At 37.5% G+C, this 15,299-nt stretch carries 11 protein-coding genes; all 11 read left to right on the top strand.

What is annotated here, in order from left to right; translation table 11 throughout:
* The 11 genes from ACFFU9_RS11350 to ACFFU9_RS11300 all read left to right on the top strand — a co-directional run bounded on the left by ACFFU9_RS11350 (position 1) and on the right by ACFFU9_RS11300 (position 15,287).
* A complete protein-coding gene (locus ACFFU9_RS11350) occupies positions 1–1,770 on the top strand; it encodes a RagB/SusD family nutrient uptake outer membrane protein (protein WP_379861558.1) in 1,770 nt (589 codons plus the stop codon).
* Between the two features lie 29 nt (positions 1,771–1,799).
* On the top strand, positions 1,800–2,924 hold the full coding sequence (locus tag ACFFU9_RS11345; protein WP_379861557.1) for an IPT/TIG domain-containing protein: 1,125 nt from the start codon (positions 1,800–1,802) through the stop codon (positions 2,922–2,924).
* 49 nt (positions 2,925–2,973) lie between these two features.
* On the top strand, positions 2,974–4,179 hold the full coding sequence (locus ACFFU9_RS11340) for a glycoside hydrolase family 88 protein (RefSeq protein ID WP_379861556.1): 1,206 nt from the start codon (positions 2,974–2,976) through the stop codon (positions 4,177–4,179).
* 35 nt (positions 4,180–4,214) lie between these two features.
* Positions 4,215–5,711 carry a right-handed parallel beta-helix repeat-containing protein gene (locus ACFFU9_RS11335; protein WP_379861555.1) on the top strand — a complete coding sequence of 499 codons (1,497 nt, stop codon included), beginning with the start codon at positions 4,215–4,217 and terminating at the stop codon, positions 5,709–5,711.
* 36 nt (positions 5,712–5,747) lie between these two features.
* Positions 5,748–7,190 carry a hypothetical protein gene (locus ACFFU9_RS11330; RefSeq protein WP_379861554.1) on the top strand — a complete coding sequence of 481 codons (1,443 nt, stop codon included), beginning with the start codon at positions 5,748–5,750 and terminating at the stop codon, positions 7,188–7,190.
* A gap of 12 nt (positions 7,191–7,202) precedes the next feature.
* Positions 7,203–7,964 carry an SGNH/GDSL hydrolase family protein gene (locus ACFFU9_RS11325; protein WP_379861553.1) on the top strand — a complete coding sequence of 254 codons (762 nt, stop codon included), beginning with the start codon at positions 7,203–7,205 and terminating at the stop codon, positions 7,962–7,964.
* 84 nt (positions 7,965–8,048) lie between these two features.
* On the top strand, positions 8,049–9,608 hold the full coding sequence (locus tag ACFFU9_RS11320) for a sodium:solute symporter family transporter (RefSeq protein WP_379861552.1): 1,560 nt from the start codon (positions 8,049–8,051) through the stop codon (positions 9,606–9,608).
* A 27-nt stretch (positions 9,609–9,635) separates the two neighbouring features.
* Complete coding sequence (locus tag ACFFU9_RS11315) at positions 9,636–11,021, top strand: FAD-dependent oxidoreductase (protein ID WP_379861551.1); 1,386 nt, start codon at positions 9,636–9,638, stop codon at positions 11,019–11,021.
* 256 nt (positions 11,022–11,277) lie between these two features.
* Positions 11,278–13,347: a T9SS type A sorting domain-containing protein gene (locus tag ACFFU9_RS11310; protein WP_379861550.1), complete on the top strand. Its 2,070-nt coding sequence runs from the start codon at positions 11,278–11,280 to the stop codon at positions 13,345–13,347.
* 138 nt (positions 13,348–13,485) lie between these two features.
* Complete coding sequence (locus ACFFU9_RS11305; RefSeq protein WP_379861549.1) at positions 13,486–13,872, top strand: hypothetical protein; 387 nt, start codon at positions 13,486–13,488, stop codon at positions 13,870–13,872.
* Positions 13,873–13,934: 62 nt separating this feature from the next.
* On the top strand, positions 13,935–15,287 hold the full coding sequence (locus ACFFU9_RS11300; protein WP_379861548.1) for a right-handed parallel beta-helix repeat-containing protein: 1,353 nt from the start codon (positions 13,935–13,937) through the stop codon (positions 15,285–15,287).
* Positions 15,288–15,299: the final 12 nt, after the last annotated feature.

Genomic DNA, 15,299 nt, shown 5'->3' with positions numbered 1-15,299 from the left:
ATGAGAAAAATAATATATATACTAATGCCATTAATGGCGATTGCTTTGTTTTCATGTTCAGATGAGTTTATAGATTTAAACCCACCTGCCTCTATAACAGAGTCTGATTATTTTAATAAACCAGAACATTTTGAGGCCAGTGCAAATAGCCTGTATCCAGGGTTGTTAGGCTGGTCGTCAGGAGCAGATTTCATGGACTATGGTACAGATTTAACATCATTCATAACTGGTCCGCAACAAGATTATGCAAGAGGTACTATTAATGCTCCAGAAGAGGATGCGTATTGGGACGATACGTACTCCAAAATTAGAACAGCTAATCTATTATTGGAAAGAGCAACTAATTACGGAGGAAACCCTGATGACATTGCTTTATACGTAGCTACAGCCAAATTTTTTAGAGCTTGGCACCATTACTTTTTAGTACAACGTTTTGGTGGGGTACCCATTGTTACGAGAACATTAGATTTAAATTATCCAGAAATTTATGCTCCTCGAAATAGTCGGTATGAAGTGGTGGCCCAAGTATTAAAGGATTTAGAAGATGCTATGCCCGATTTACCATTGGAGCAAAATATAGGAACGGCAGACAAAGGAAAAATAAGTAAATGGGCGGTTATGGCGTTTAAGGCCAAAGTGCTTTTGCATGAGGCTACATGGATGAAATATGTAGGTACCGCTACCGATGGCGACGGGGTTGCCTCTGGGGCTGGCAGTGTAGGATATCAGCCTGCAAATATAGAATTGTATCTACAAGAAGCCATTACTTTAACAAGAACAGTAATAGATCAAGGCGGTTTTGAATTGTGGAACTATAATAATGTTTTGGATAACAAAAGTTCTTTTTATTTATTTAATTTAGAAGATAGCGGTTCCAACCCTGCAGGCTTAGATAAATCTACCAATAATGAATTTATTCTTTATGGAAAGTATGATTTTGCCCTGCGTCAAGGAAAATCAAAACTAAGTCACTCTGTTAGAGGCCGTTTGCAGCCAAGCCGAAAAATGATGGATATGTTCCTATGTACAGATGGAAAAACCATACAAAATTCTCCATTGTTTCAAGGTTATGTAAACGTATCGGATGAATACCAGAATAGAGATTATCGCATGGAAGCCTATTTTGCCGATTACAACACTTATGAAGCTCCTGTAGACGGTTCTGTGGAGCTAAAAGCCATAACAAGTACAGGCTACGTTAATCAAAAATTTTCTGCTTATGAGTATGGTAGCTATCGTGAGGATAATCAAGAATCTGCAGATTATCCATACATCCGACTGGCCGAAGTCTATTTAATGTATGCAGAAGCTTTATACGAACTTAACGGCACATTAACCGATACAGAGTTAGACGAGTCAATTAATTTGGTTAAGTCTAGAGCAGGGCTTCCAGGTGTTTCTAATGCTAGTTTAATAGCTAATAATATGGATTTATTAGAAGAGATTAGAAGAGAGCGTACCATCGAGCTTTATGGCGAAAATTCTAGATATAATGATTTAAAACGTTGGGGCATAGCCGAGCAAGAATTAAATCAAGATATATATGGAGCTGTTATAGAAGGGACTGCTTTTGAAAACAACGCGTCCTTGTATAACCCTGGTTTATACCCTTATGGTGAAGTAAGTACACCTACTGGAGCAGGTAATTTAAGAGCCTTGTTGTTAGACCCCGCTTCAAATCGTAATTTTTCGATAAAGCATTATTTATTTCCGCTGCCAACTGGGCAAATAGGGTTAAATAATAATTTGTTGCAAAACCCAGGGTATTAACATTCTGATATTAATAAAAACAAACAGTCATGAAAAACATAAAAAACAGAATATTTTTAGCCATGATAACGCTAGTAACACTGAGTTTAAGCTCATGTTATGATACAGAAAAAGACTTTCAAACAGAATTGGTAACGTATCCAGAAATAACAGTCACATCTTTTTCTCCTCAAGCAGCGCTTTCTGGAGAATATATAACTATAGAGGGTAATCATTTTGGAGACTTCAAAGAAGCTGCTAAAATTTATTTTAATGGCATCTTTGCAGAGCACATTGTAAGTTATTCCAATACTCAAATTACAGTTGCAGTACCGGCAAAGGCTACCACAGGTAAAATTCAAGTAGATGTATGGGGCGACGTAAAAGAAACGACAGATACCTTTACATTTATTCCAGGTGCCAAAGTGGATTATTATCTTCCTAGCATAGCCTCGGCGGGAGAAAATATAACCATAGTAGGGGATAATTTTGGTACAGATTCTAATGCCATAACGATAAGTTTTAACGGAGGTGCTCATGCTGAAATCATTTCAATAACTAACACCGAAATAGTCGTGTCTGTTCCGTTTGCAGGACGAACAGGGCCAATTACCTTAACAAAAGGTGTGCAAGTTTTAGTGGGGCCAGAGTTTTCATACCCTATAGGACGTCTTAAATTTTTGTTTGATACCGATAATGATTTTGAAACTATTGAGTCGTTTAATAACCCTGGATCTACTGGTATGTCGGTTTCAGGAGGTTCTCTAACGGGAACATTTGATAGTTTAGATGGGTATTTTGGATTTCAAACACCTACAGGAAAAGAATTAACGGTATCTAGTGAGTTCCCTTTATTGGCAATAAAACTAGATCATCTGCCAGCTTCTAGATTTGGTTTTTATTTTGCAGGAGGTTGGTATGCCAATAACAAAACCGGTTTCGAGCATGTGCCAAATCCAGAAATAAACGATCAAGGTGTTTATTATTTCGATTTAAGCACAAGCGGTTCGGGATTTGGTTCCAGTGCAGTACAGCCTTTTGCAAACGGTGCCACAACATATACCGATACAAAGCGGCTTATTTTTCTATTAGGAGATGCAGGCAACACCTCCCTTAGTGTAGATTGGATTATTTCATTTAAATCGGTAGAGGATTTAAAAAACTTTATCGAATAAAACATTTTGTAAAACGTGTCTTTAGAAATAAAGCTTTTAAATAATAAATATGGGAATTTTTAAAATAGGATTAGCATCCTTAAGTTTGGCGGTTGTATTGTTAGGTTGTAACAGCACAAAAAAAGAAACAGAAGCACCAACAGTCGATAAGGTTTTAAACTCAAGTACGGCAAAAGTAAGAGACGCTTTAAACAGCTTAAAAACCGCCGATAGTTTCCCGCGCACGATTTCTCAAGACCATACAAAATGGGAATTGGTAGGTGTTAGAGATTGGTGTAGTGGGTTTTGGCCAGGAGTGCTTTGGTATGCTTACGAATACTCAGAAGATGAGGCTTTAAAAGAGGCTGCCGAAAAGTTTACCGCACCTCTAGAAACCATAGCGTATTCGCCCGCTATGGATCACGATATAGGTTTTCAGGTGTATTGTAGTTATGGCAATGGCTATAGGTTAACAGGTAATCCAGAGTATAAAAAAATCATGTTGGCGGCGGCCGATACTTTAGCGACCTTGTATAACCCTATAGTGGGCACTATACATTCATGGCCATCTAAACCTCAGTATCCCCACAACACCATTATAGATAATATGATTAATTTGGAACTGCTGTTTTGGGCTTCGAAAAACGGAGGCTCTAAAAAGTTGTATGATATTGCTGTAAGCCACGCAGAAGTCTCCATGAAATACTTGGTACGGCCTGATTACTCCACATATCACTTAGGCTCTTTTGATGATAAAACGGGCGCCTTTATTAGGGGGGTCGCCCATCAAGGGTATGCCGATGATTCTATGTGGGCTAGGGGACAAACCTGGGGTATTTACGGTTTTGCCTTTTCGTATAGAGAAACAGGTCGAGAAGATTTCTTGCAAACGGCTATAAAACTTTCCGATAAGTTTTTAGAGCGCTTACCAGAAGATGGCATGCCGTATTGGGATTTTGACGACCCTAAAATACCAAATGCACCAAAAGATGCATCAGCAGCAGCAGTCGCTGCTTGTGGGTTATTGGAATTGTCTGGCTTAGTTAAAGACGCCAATCTTAAGGCTAAGTATTTTAATGCTGCTAAAGGCTTCATTGAGCTCTTGTCCTCTGAGCCGTATTTAAGTAAAGACACAAATCAAGCATTACTATTGCATTCTACTGGACATCACCCCACAAATTCTGAAATTGATGTGCCAATTATTTATGCCGATTATTATTTTATGGAAGCTTTATTAAAATTAAAAAAAATAGAAGAAAATATGGCTTCATCTTAATGTTAGAAACAATAATTTAATTTAAAAAAACAATTATGAAATATATAGTAATCCTTTTATTAAGTTTATTTCTTTTTAATTGTAGCCTTCCAGAAGTTGGAGCTCCAAAAAAAGAAAGTATTGAAAAACCTGATGAAGAGGTTCCTGAGGAAATCGATATCATCAGCATTAGTAGTTTAGAGGAGTTAAGAGAATATGCTGCTAAAGATGATGTGCATGTTAAAATGGCTGCAGGAACGTATTTGATTAACGATGCATCTTATTTTAAAGAGCTAAACATTGATAGATATGACGATACTAATGATCAAATTCCAGATGGAACTTATGCCATTTCAACTCTATTTCATTTCTCGGGCAATAATAATATTTTCGATTTAGAGGGTGTAGTGATTAATGTTGATACCGCTATTTATCCTAGTATTGATAATAATGGAAAGATTAATGAAGTGTTTATCGATGGTACTAATAATATTATAAAAGGATTAAGTTTTAATAATTTAGGCGATGGTTATACCGCACCTTATACAGATGGAACCTCTGCCATTATGCTTACTGTTTCTGGAGTTGATAACACTTTAGAAGATGTTTCATTATATATAACGGGTTCTTGGCCTTATGGTTACGGGCAGTTGTTAGGTAAAAGTTCTGATGCATTAGTGAGTTTGCATAAACACTCTTCTTTGTTAGTTACAGGAACAGGTACAAAACTATTAAGATGTAATGTTATCACCAGAGCTTTTGGGCATGGTATTGTGTTGCAGGGTGCTGTAAATACGCTTATAGAAGACTGTTATGTGGAAGGTGAAATGCGAAGTACAGACGACATCTTAGAAGGGGATCTTTCTGATATCACTCAATATGTAACTGTAGATGGAAAACAAGTTCCTAAATCGTATTATGCGCCTGGTTATTTTGAAAAAGGCCATATGATTTCTATGAATGAAGATGGGGTAAGAACGTATTTAGATGGGCCATTTTCATATTCTAGAACTAAAAAGGTAACCGTAGTGAATACCACCGTAAAAAATATGCGTAGTGGTTTTGTTTTAGTCCATGGAAGTGGTGAAATGACTATTTCAAACAGTACAGCGATAGGTTGTGAAAGTGCTTTTTCAGGAGGAACGGGTATTGAAATTTCTAAAAGTAAAGGGGATGCCCAGTATGGTCCTCTATTAACTTTCCCTTATAAGAATAGTAGAAATTGTGTTGTCGATTTGGAATTGATTAATACTGAAAGCGACTTCCCGCCTCAGCGTTTGGTCGAAATAATTGGAAATGGCCATAACATTACTATTAAAAATCATGAGAATAAGGTAAGAGCAACACCGTTGCCTATTGTTTTTGGAGAATCGACGTATGCAGATGATAAGTTTTTTAGAGGTTTTTCTTATAGTGAATACGCTGGTGCTAGTACTAATTTTCTAAATAATAAAACCCAAATGCCTATTGTTTTTACTGATCTAGCAGATTCTAATTCTGTAACAACTAACGGTACGGTAACCGATAACGGCCAAAGCAACATCGTTAATTAAAAACGAAAGCACTGTAAATTTTCAACTATTTTATCTATGATTAAATTACCTATTTTATTGCGATTATTATTAATTGGAGTAACTGTGTTTTTATCTTGTAAACCCTATAAAAAAGACCAAGCGTTAACGGAAAAAACTATTGTAGTTGAAAATTTACAAGAGTTTTCAAGATACTTGTCAAAAGACCACGTGGTTGTAAAGTTAAAACCAGGAACGTACAACCTCGATGACATTAAACTAAGTCAAACCTCAATATTAAAAAGATTAGAAGGGGATACACATATATCAGATTTTCCTATAGCGTCATTGCTCAACTTTTCTGGGAATAATAGTCACTATATTTTAACAAATGTTATTATAAATATAGACGCCAAATTGCATAAAGTTTTTGGTGAGCGTCAAATTTTCGAACTTTTTGTCTCGGGCAACCATAACACGATCGATGGGGTAGAGGTTTACGATAGCGCTCATAAACATGAAGCACCTACTCGGGGTGCTATCATGATGCACGTTATGGGCGATGGTAATACCATCTTGAACACCACCCTTCACATTCAAGGGTCTTATCCTTATGGTTACGGCCATTTATTGGGAAAAGGAAAGAGAACTATCGTTAAGCCTCAAAAGCATTCCTCGCTTTTGGTTACAGGAAAAGATACAAAGCTTATAGGTTGCAAAGTGTATACTAAAGCGTTTGGCCATGGGATTGTTATGCAAGGTGCCGTTAATACCTATATAAAGGACTGCTATGTGGAAGGTGAAATGCGTTCTACAACCGATATGCTTGCGGAAACGTCGGGGCCTGCTTTTGAAACCGGTTTTAAGAGTGATTATCCTCCAGGTAAAATACTACCTAATGAAATGAAATCATTGGCCGAAGATGGCGTAAGATCGTATCCTTATGGGTATTTTGTTGGAAGAAAAACGGAGCATATTACGGTTATAAATACCACTGTAAAGCACATGAGGTCGGGTTTCGATTTAAGTGCTCATGTGGGCGAAACTATAATTGACGGTTGTACAGCGCTCGAATGTCAAGAAAAAGGCTATTCGGTATCGAAAAATGCTATTATCAAAAATTCAAAAGGCGATGCTAAATATGGGCCATTACTAAGTTTTCACAATAACAATACTGAAAATTGTGATATAGAGCTGGAACTCATAAATACGGTTGGCGCATATCCCGTTAAGCGTTTGGCGGAAATTAATGGGACTGGACATAAAATAACCTTAAAAAACTATAAAAATGAACAAAGGGGTCACAGTGTTCCAATTGTTTTTGGAGAATCTTTTTGGTCGGATGTTCATGCTTATAGACAACCCAATACCGATCCTAAAGCGTTTTCTGGAGCCTACAACATTACATTAACCAATGAAACCGGGATGCCTATCGTTTTTAAAGCATTATCGGCGAATTGCAAAGTGATATCCAATGGAGCGTTATTAGAAGATCTTGGAAGCGATAATCAGTTTAATTAAATAAAAAAAGTCATGAATATAACGAAACAATTATCACGATCACTAATGGCTTTGTTGCTTTTTAGCGCCTGTAAAACGACTCAAATTAAAACCGAGAATAACACTTTTGTTAAAAAAGAGTTGACACTCGAAAACATGGGCGTTGCGGGAAATACCACGCTAAACTTAATTTCTAGATTAGAAAAAGAAGTCTTAAGGGAAAAGCCAGACTTGGTAATCCTAATGGTTGGTACTAATGATATGTTGAATTCCAAGAAGTTTGTGTCTTATGAAACGTATCGGTCCAATCTTGATCAAATAGTAAAGCGTATAAAAGAAAATAAAGCGCAGATCCTTTTAATGAGTCCGCCAACAGTAGATAGTATATACCTGTATATGCGTCATGATAAAGCCTTGTTTAAAGATACGCCAAATGTAAAACTTCAAAAAGCAGGACAGATAGTAGAACAAGTCGCTCAGGACAATCAAGTTCTTTTTGTAGATATTAATGCTGCATTTAAAGCAAATAATTTACCTGCCCATAATCAAGATGACTATATAAGAAATGAGAAAAACAGTAATGTAAAGGATGGCGTGCATTTAAAACCTCTAGGTTATAAGTTTATAGCAGACAATGTTTTTAACTACTTGAAAGATAATGGTTTGTTAAATACTTATAAAAGAATCATATGCTTTGGCGACTCTTTAACTAAAGGGTCTGGTGCTTCGGGAGCAGGAACTATTTCAGGCGAAAATTATCCCTCATTTTTATACACGATGCTTACCTCAAACTAGACTAAAAATACTTTCAATTTAAATAGTGAAGAAACATCACAAACTTTTTAAATAGAATAATGCTAAACAACAAAATGTGAAATAATGAAAAAATTTATTGTGGTTATTGTAGGTTTATTTTGTTGTTTTTCTGTGTTTGCACAGGGAGGTAACGAGATAGCATCCAGTCATTTTTCTACCGTAAACTGGATCGTGTTAATTGTCTTTTTATTAGGAACAACACTTATTGGCGAGTTGGTAAAAAATAAAGATAAAGGCTTAGATGCCTTTTTTAAAGGTGGTAACAATCTGCCTTGGTGGGCTGTTTCCTTATCATTAATAGCAACAAAAACCAGTGTCGCAACTTTTATTGCAGTACCAGCCTTTGTGTTTTCAATGCATGGAAATTTAACCTATTTGCAAATGACCATTGGTTTTGCTTTGGGTAATATTCTGTTTGTATATGTTTTGTTAAAGGAATATTATGAAGAAGGTGTTTTTAGTCCCTATGATTTTATACAAAATAGGTTGGGCATAAAAACCAGTCAGTTATCGCGTACATTTTTTATGATTGGTGCCACCATGAGCCAAGGGGTGCGTTTATTGGGTACAGCTTTAGTATTGAGTGTTATTACGGGGCAAAGTACCATGGTTTGCATTGGTATTATAGCGTTGTTTGCGGTACTGTGGTCTTATATAGGGGGTATAACCACGGTGGTTTGGACAGATGCCATTCAATTTGTGATTTTTATTTTCGGCGCTTGTTTTGCACTTTTTTATGCTGTGGGCGACATACCTGGTGGTTTTGGTCAGATGATGGCTATAGCCGACGAAAAAGCTAAATTAGTATTATGGGATTTATCTTTGGATCCTCATAAAACATATACCTTATGGGTGGGTATTTTAGGTTGCACGTTTTTTGAGTTTGGCTCTAACGCCGTAGATCAAGTGGTAACACAGCGTGCCTTATGTTGTAAGAATTTAAAAGAAGCACGTAAAGCGGTCGCTTTTTCTGTTGTGGGGGTAGCAACAACGTGGATTATGGCTTTTGTAGGCATTGGGTTGGTCGTGTATTACGATATCTACCCGCTGTCTGATGTGGTAAGCAGCTCCATAAGCACAGAGCCCGATAGGATATTTCCATATTTTGTGGTCAACGAATTGCCAAATGGTATTTCAGGACTCATTATAGCCGCCATGTTCGCTGCCGGTATTTCAACTCTGGACTCTGCCTTAACAGCGCTTTCTCAAACGAGTGTCATGGGGGTTGGCACATTGGTTTATCCTAAGCTAAAAACCATGGATGAAAATAAAGTGGTAAAAATATCAAAAATAGCCATTATTGTTTGGGGAGTTGTTTTGGCAATGTTAGCGTATGGGTTTAGTTTTTTTCAAGATGGTGGCTTACTGGCATTAGGATTTAAAGTGCCAGGTTATGCTTATGGAACTTTAATAGGGATAGCGTTTTTAGCATTAATGCGAAAAGGAACGTTTACAGGAATATTAGTAGGGGCTATAACCACTATTTTCGTTATTGCTGGAATGCATTACGAGGGCATCAGTTTCTTTTGGTGGTTCCCAGTGGGGGCTTTGGTCGTTATTGTGGTGGCATTGGTACATTCAAAAATTAATAATAAATTAAAAAAAGAAGCATCAAATGTGTAAGGTGTTTCAATATGAAAAAAAAGAGAGATGAAAACATTTAAAACAACATTAGTAGAAGGATACGACGTCATTGTAGTAGGGGGAGGCGTATCAGGAAGCCATGCAGCAATCGCGTCGGCAAAAACAGGGGCAAAAACCTTATTAATAGAACAATTCGGGTTTTTAGGAGGGTCTTTAACAGCGATGGGCGTTGGCCCCATGATGACGTTTCACAATAAAGCAGGACGGCAATTGGTTTTTGGTACACCAAACGAGATGGTTAGTAGATTAGTAGCGAAAGGGGCAAGCCCGGGACATATTTTAGATGGCACGGGCTATTGTTCTACGGTAACACCTTTTGATGCTGAAATGTTGAAAGTAACCCTGGAAGATATGGTGATAGAAGCAGGAGCCGAAATTTTATACCATACCCGTTTTATTGATATTTCGAAAGAAGGAAAAGAAATAAAATCTATTTTTATTCATAATAGAGGCGGAATTCAAGAAATTCCTGCAAAAGTTTTTGTAGATGCCAGCGGCGATAGTGAAATTGTAAAACTTTCTGGAGTGCCATTTACCGAAGGTAGAAAAGAAGATAATAAATCGCAACCCATGACCACTAATATTAAGGTTGGTAATGTCGATACTGAAAAGCTTAGGGAGTATATGATTAATAATTGGGATCAATTTGATGCCGATGAGAGAGCAGAGGATAGGGCTGAGGTTTTAAAACGCACGAAACGTATTTCTACATGGGGCTTTTATGATTTATGGAATGCAGCAAAAGCTAAAGGAGAAGTTACGATCCCTAGAGATAACGTGTTGTTTTTTGAAACGAATACGGAAGGTGAGTTTATTTTTAACACCTCTCGTGTATTAGGTTTTAACCCCTTAAACCCGTTCGACTTAAGTAAGGCCGAAACTATGGGACGTAAGCAATGTGTTGAAATTTATAATTTTGTAAGAAAGTATGCGCCAGGTTTCGAAAATGCAACCTTTGTAAGTACCGCACCTCATATTGGTATTAGAGAATCTCGACATCCACACGCAAAATATGTGTTATGTGCAGAAGACTTAGTAAACGAGGTACGCTTTAAAGAGCCCATTGCCGTGGGTGGTTATCCATTGGATGTGCATTCGCCAGACGGTGGTACCACAGATACAGTGCATTTAAAAGATGAGGGAGCGTATTATATTCCTAAAGATTCATTATTGGTAAATGAGGTAAATAATTTAGTGCTTTCTGGTAGGGCTATTGGTGCAGATCATCACGCTAGTGCAGGCTTAAGGGTTACGCCTATTGCCATGGCTATTGGCCAAGGTGCAGGAACATTGGCAGGTTTGTCTGTTATGGAGCATACCACACCAGAGAAACTGGAGTATTCAAAATTAGAAGCCAAGCTTAAAGAAGATGGTGCTTATTTAGGCGATTAAGGATGTGATTTTTAAGAGAATGGATTTTTAATTCATTCTCTTAAAAATTTATACCAGTCGGTTTTTTTAATTTGATTTATAAGAATCTGATAAACGACAAACTTTTTGTAGGAAGCCCATAAAACCATGGCTGTGGCAGATTAATGTATAAATTTTAACGGAAACAGGCTATAAGTTATAGCTATTTCATCATAATTTATAAACACATTTGCACATAGGTCGTATTTTAGTGAAACTAAACTAAACGATATACACTGTGGAAAAAAACTACGCTTTAATGCGAACAGGCCTTTTTATTTTGGCCTTTTTGTCTCTTCATACCATTCAGGCACAACCCATCATAGTAAATTCATTAGCAGAATTATTACCCCATTTAAGTAACGATAATGTGGAGGTAAAATTAGCGCCTGGAGTGTATGATATAACAACATCAGATGTGTTGTTAGGGAAATATAGCAATCCTTTGTTGCTTTTTGAAGGTTCTAATAGTATTTACGATTTTACTGGAGTTACCATAAATATTGATACTAATGTGTTTACATTATTTGGTTCGGTAGCGGTTAATGAAATACAGATACTGGGAAATAACAATGTTCTTAAAAACCTAACCATGGTAGATGTGGGAAGCACAGCTCCCAAAAAAACCGCACAAGCCATCATCATGGATGGAAAAGACAATAGAATTGAAGGGTTTCATGTAACGGTACGTGGGTCGTATCCATATGGCTATGGGGATGCTTTTGGTAAAGGGGGGGGGGCAGTTATTAAACATCGCAAACATTCTGGGATTTTAATACGAGGGTTGCGCAACCATCTTAAAAATACTACTGTTATTTCACGCGCTTATGGTCACATTGTTTTTATGCAAGCGGCTAGTTACCCTATTATAGAAGGATGTTATATGGAAGGTGAGATGCGCACTACTGATGATATGTTGGCGGAAACATCTGGACCTGCTTTTGATGTAGGTTTTATGACCACTTGGGGCTATAAGCTTCCTGCGGGTTATATGATGAGTTTACAGGAGGGGGGAATCCGTGCCTATAATGGCGGGACCACTTATATCGATGGCGTAGAGATTGAAAGGGGAACAGATAATCCTACCGTTTTAAATTGCACAATAAAAAACGCTAGAACTGGTGTCACATTGGCACACGCTACAGGTACAAAATATGTAGAGGGCTGTACGGTTTTAGGTAGCGAGAACGGCTACTCTATCGGTAGCGGTACCGTTGTAAATTGTGGTGCAGATGCTATATATGGACCTGTTTTTAAAAACACATATGGTAGCGATAATGGATACGTAGCGGATATCACCATTCTGCCGCCTAGTGATGCGTATTATAACGGACATGGTGCAATAGCATATATAGGGGGTAAAAACCACAATCTTACTTTTAGAAGTGATATCACCACTATTCCAAGTAATTTGAAAATTATGGTTTCTGGCGATTTACAAGGACTTAGGGTTTTAAACGGGAGTAATGCGTCGCAGAATAATTTTTCAGCAACAGATATTGTTGTTAAAAATCTAACAAACTTTCCTATAGTCTTACATTCAGATAGTTCTAATATTTCGGGACAATCTTGTGGTACAATTACGGATAATGGTACACAAAATACCATGTTTAGTAATTGTAATTATGAAAATCTAGCTGTTTTGGGAACAGCTTCACAATCGTCGTCCCGCAGCAGTGATGGCTTTGCGGCAAATGCAATCGACGGCAATACAGATGGGGTTTGGGTTAATAATTCTGTATCGCACACCCTTTCAGAAGCCAATCCTTGGTGGCAAGTCACATTACAATCGGAAACAGCACTTGGAGAAATCAAGATTTTTAATAGAACCGATAATTGTTGTAAAGCTAGATTAAGTGATTTTACGGTTTATGTGCTAGATTCTAATGAAGAACTAGTGTTTTCTAAAGTATTTACCAATTATCCAGATCCTGCCATAACCTTAAACGCTGGAGGTGTGCAGGGACAAATTGTAAAAATAGTATTGAATGGCACCGGTGCTTTGTCCTTGGCCGAAGTGGAGGTGTTCGAGGCGTCTTTATCTGTTAAGAATACAAAGGGTAGTGCCTTAAGGTTATATCCAAACCCCGTACGGGACAATCTGGTTATTTCTTTAACTAATATTCATTGGGATTATAATGAAATTAATATCGCTTTATATGATATTAATGGCAGGAAAGTAATGGAAATAGCTCCTAAAAACCTTTCAGAAACCATACTGGATGTGTCCCAATTAAATCGCGGGGTTTATTTTTTAAAGCTTGATGATACCTCAAAAAGTATCACAAGAAAGGTCGTGAAACTATAACTGTAAAAGTTTTAGTTGAGTTAAAGATGAAATACGAACAGGCTTTAAGCCCTTCTCTTTTAGCCCAGCAGAACCCCGATCGTTTTTAGCCGCAACAGATATGCATGAATGAGAAAAGTCCAAATAGAAATTAAAACAATGAAAACACAGATTTTAAAAACCAGACCCTTATATTTTTTACTTGTTTTTGTACAAGTAATCACGACTGTATCTTTTGCTCAAAACAAAACTTCAGAAAAATGGACCATCCGCTATAATGATTCTAAAGCTGAAACGTTTTTTAAAACCCATACAACACAGCGTGGTCTTACCTTTACAACCAGCCCCCTAAGTGCGCTTACAGGAGATATGTATGCGTATTATCATCTCAAATTAGATACAGCCGTAAAGGCCGTAACATTTAACTATGCTCAAACGGGAGATGCCACTTCTGTGCCCATAACGCTTTTAGATGCTGCGGCCAATGAATTATGGCGATATGATGGTAAGGGAACAGCCCCCAAAACAGTGGCGCTTAAAATTTAAAAGTAAGGGGGCAACTTGTTTTTAGAATTGAAAAAAATAAAAATGTTGCAGTTGTAAATGGTTTGTCTCACGTCATAACTGCTATTAAACTTACTGAAGATAATAGTAAGCCAGTACTCGATAGCGATGGGTTTATTTTAGTGGATAATATAAGCGAGTTTAGGGGGTATGCTGCTCAAGATAATGTGAACATTCGACTCAAACCCGGACCGTACCAGATTGATAAAGCCTTTTGTACACGTTTTATAGAGTTGTCTGGAACCAATAGTCATTACGATTTAAATGGCGTACGCTTAATGGTCGATACCAAATTATTCGCCAATACGAGCTTAGCTAGAGGAAATAGCGAAAAAAGTTTGTATTGTGCACTGGAAATGTCAGGAGCGCACAGCGTTATGGAAGGGCCTTATGTGGAAACTTATGGAGCCTCGTACGGGCACCAAAGTAAAAATAAAATATTCAATTTAGTGGGGTTGGATGTAACATTAAAAAATGCAGAAATAAGAACTGCTGGTTCAAACCCTTGGGGCTATGGTAGCTTTTATGGTTTAGGTGGAAACGACGTACGTAAAATGAATGGAATTAGGATTGGATACCCTGCTAACGGTGTGAAGCTTATAGGATGTAAGGTTCATATGCGTGCTATGGGACACGCTATTTTTGTTCAAGGTGCCCAAAATACGTTAATAGAAGATTGCCATGTGGATGGTTTATTAAGAACTACCGATGCCATTTTAGCGGAAACCTCTGGTTATGCTTTTGATAAAAATTTTAAAGCTGCAAAGGGCGGATATGTTGAAGGGGCACGGGTGGCCAGTGATGGTACTTTTTTGCCCGGAGAGATGTTCTCTATGAGTGAGGATGGTATTCGCATTTATCCAGACACATCTCCAGGTGTCCTTACAGGGGCAACCACCATTAAAGATTGTACAGTAACAAACATGAGACGTGGTATTTGTACGGGATTGAATGCTATTGGAGATACGGTTATTAACTGTAAAGTAACCAACACCATAGCAGCTGGATTTAATGTGGGCAACGACGATGTGCTTATTAATTGCAGTGCCGACGCTAAATATGCAGAGGCATTCTGTATCACGAAAACCAGTGCTAAAAATGCTTCTGTGGATATTGAGATTCTGGATAGTAGAGACGGAATGAATAACACTTTGCTCGCCGCGATAAATGGTTCAAATCATAAGGTGAATATAAAAACATCTAAGGTTTCTTTTGTTCCTAAGGTGTTTGCTATAGAATTGTCAACCAGAAACGGATATGCTTATTATCAAGGTGAAGGCGTTAGGGCGTCTAATATTCAGTTAGATAATCAAACAGAAGCTAAGGTCCTTCTATTGCCAGGAACAAAAAAATCACAAATTAAAAGTAAAGGTAAAGTTGAAGACATTTCAAAATAAATAGTTTAAACG

Source organism: Mariniflexile ostreae (assembly GCF_042427585.1).
Lineage (GTDB): Bacteria > Bacteroidota > Bacteroidia > Flavobacteriales > Flavobacteriaceae > Pseudalgibacter > Pseudalgibacter ostreae.
The sequence above is the reverse complement of the archived record's forward strand: the minus strand, read 5'-3'. Positions and strand labels throughout refer to the sequence as shown.